We start from the raw sequence: 809 nt of genomic DNA, 5'->3' as shown, positions 1-809 counted from the left end.
GCCCCGGCGCCGCCTAATCCCGCGAAGGCGGGAATCCGCCCGTGGCGACCGGCCCCCACCGCTGCACCTCGATCCGGATCAACGACTTGTTCTGCCGCGCCATCGCCGCGCGATAGTCGTCCCAGTCCGGATGCTCACCCGCGATGCAGCGGTAGTAGTCCACCAGTCCGTCCAGCGCTTCGGGCATGTCGAGCACCTCGGCGCGCCCGTCGATCTGGACGTACGGGCCGTCCCAGTCGTCGGACAGCACACAGATCGACACCTGCGGGTCGCGCCGGACGTTGCGGGTCTTGGCCCGCCCGGGATAGGTGGAGATCACGATCCGGCCGGAGCCGTCGACGCCGCAGGTCACCGGAGACATCTGCGGGGCGCCGTCGGCGCGTGTGGTGACCAGGACGCCGCGGTGACGCTCGCGGGCGAAGTCGAGCAGTTCGGTCCGGTCGACCTCGGTGGCGGTCGCGATCCGTGGCATGGGCGATCCTTTCTCGACGGTCCTCTCGCACCCACCCTGCCATGATCGATTCCCCTACAATGGCCGGAGTGCAGTTTCTCCCAGGACACACGCCGCCGTACGACCTCACCTACGACGATCTTTTCCTCGTACCCAATCGCACCGATGTGTCGTCGCGGTTCGATGTGGACCTGTCCACCAGCGACGGAACCGGCACCACCATTCCCATCGTGGTCGCGAACATGACCGCGGTCGCCGGGCGCCGCATGGCCGAAACGGTCGCGCGCCGCGGCGGCATCGTGGTGCTGCCGCAGGACCTGCCGATCACCGCGGCCGCCGACACCATCTCCTTCGTCAA

General features: G+C 68.5%; 2 protein-coding genes. One reads left to right on the top strand and one right to left on the bottom strand.

What is annotated here, in order from left to right; translation table 11 throughout:
* Positions 1-13: 13 nt before the first annotated feature.
* A complete protein-coding gene (locus RJ03_RS11145) occupies positions 14-472 on the bottom strand; it encodes a PPOX class F420-dependent oxidoreductase (protein WP_036501009.1) in 459 nt (152 codons plus the stop codon).
* A gap of 68 nt (positions 473-540) precedes the next feature.
* Here RJ03_RS11145 and RJ03_RS11140 point away from each other — a divergent pair.
* Positions 541-809: IMP dehydrogenase (locus tag RJ03_RS11140; RefSeq protein WP_174372294.1), on the top strand; the 269-nt coding region annotated here is incomplete at its 3' end.

This window comes from Nocardia aobensis NBRC 100429 (assembly GCF_000308375.1).
Lineage (GTDB): Bacteria > Actinomycetota > Actinomycetes > Mycobacteriales > Mycobacteriaceae > Nocardia > Nocardia aobensis.
This window is presented reverse-complemented; position numbering and strand designations above follow the sequence as displayed.

Excerpts from the sequence above, each read along its gene's own strand:
- RJ03_RS11145 (WP_036501009.1), bottom strand. The coding sequence starts at position 472 with ATGCCACGGATCGCGACCGCCACCGAGGTCGACCGGACCGAACTGCTC.